This window comes from Paenibacillus sp. P4_A7 (assembly GCF_056402455.1).
In genome coordinates this window covers 1-1,731 of sequence record NZ_JBFUHJ010000717.1, presented here as the reverse complement: position 1 = coordinate 1,731, position 1,731 = coordinate 1, and the positions used below count along the sequence as shown (strand labels likewise).

The window sequence follows — 1,731 nt, the reverse complement described above, 5'->3', positions numbered from 1 at the left end:
GCATTCGAATGCTTGCTCGGGATGACCTCCCTTTTATTCATTGTAGCTCGAGCAGGCGGATGAGAATAGTAATGACCTCGGCGCGTGTAGCGGTTTCGTTAGGGGCAAAGCTGTTATTATTACGTCCTACGAATAGCTCCAGCTCTTGAAAAATACCGACTGCTTCTAAAGCCCAGCTTGGAATGTCGGCTGTATCGCTGAAACTAGGCGTCGAGTTAGCTGCTCTGTCTGCAGGATAGGCGCGCAGCATCATCACGGCCATTTCAGCTCGGCTGATCTCTGCTTGAGGACGAAGTGTCTGATCCTCATAGCCCTTTAAAATCCCTGCTTCTACCGCGGTTATCAGCTGCTCGGCTGCCCAGCTTGGAATCTCCTGATGATCTGCAAATTTCGCTGCTGATACTGTCGGTTCCAAACCTAAGGCTCTAACTAGAAATATTGCGAACTGAGCACGTGTAATCGGCTCGTCAGGCTTAAAGGTTCCGTCCGGAAACCCGCTTGAAATACCTAGCCCAGCGGCTTTTATAATCGCTGCTTCAGCCCAATGCTTGCTGATATCGTTCAGATGGATAGATGTCTCTTCTTTTGCTGGTTCTCCAGAATCAGGAAGGGGTGGATTGCTCCCCCCTGTATTAACGCTCCCTCCGGGATTACCGCTATCGCCTCCGGTTGATACTGGGCGCTTGACCATAATCGTATAGATCTTGCTTCCAGAAATCGGGACTGATACTTGAATAGTAATGACGCTGCCATTCTGTGCAATAGCGAGCTGCTCGCTTGGCTGTCCGCTGATGACTGCTTTAGGCTGGCTACCGTCTACGCTAACCGTTATTAGTGCTTTTGCGGCAAAAGCGGTCGGGGTGACAGACAAACTGCTGATCTCAGCAGGCAGCGTCATCGTATAATAGGCTATGTCGCTGTCGAAGCTCGGTTGAAGCGCTGCGCTAGAATTAAATGTTATGCTGCTGAGACCTGTTTTCTCGATGACGACTGGCGGTGTAGTCGAAGCTTGTGGTCCGACGTCTGCTGCCGTCAGCGACCTGTTCAGCACGCTCAAGCTCGGGTTATATTCATCTGCACCAGCGTCAGGAATATATCTAGGCTGCCCATCGATATCCTCCCAAGCATAATGAGGAGCGACTGCCGCATCAACAGCAGGGCTAAGCGCCGAGAGTCGGATTAGCCCATCATTGCTGCGGATAAGCTTCAGCGCTTCATGACGAACAGCGTTTGTCACAAGCGCATTATTGGAGACGGCAGCAATTCCGTCTACAATATTTCCTACATATTGCGGACGTTCATTAGACGACATTCCCATAACTGCGTTAGTCTCGTTAAAAATATTGCCTGCGTTGCTGAACACTATATTATTGTATATTTTGGTGCCGACAGGCTGATAGGTTCGGCCTCCAAGCGCTATGCTTGTCGTATTATTTCCGACGTTAACGATCGTATTATGGAAGATTGCCACATTGTACTGTCGCCAATGGCCGCGCAGCAGCTCTGTCCGTTCAGAGGTTGGCAGATCGTTAAGACGGGCTGATTGCTCGGTGCCGCCTCCCCATCGAACGATCGGGTTAGTTCCGCCGTCTCCGCCGTCATCATGCGTGCCGCCATCCAGACGAATGATCCGGTCAGTCAATCCCTCCATATAGTTGTTATATATTTTATGATCATTGCCGTATATACGGAAGCCGCTTCGTCCTGCAGTTTTACCATCGCCGATAATGA

Annotated in this window: 1 protein-coding gene; it reads right to left on the bottom strand. The window is 50.4% G+C overall.

The window, feature by feature from the left end; genetic code table 11:
- Positions 1–37: 37 nt before the first annotated feature.
- Positions 38–1,731: S-layer homology domain-containing protein (locus tag AC1DWN_RS33345; protein ID WP_477563118.1), on the bottom strand; the 1,694-nt coding region annotated here is incomplete at its 5' end.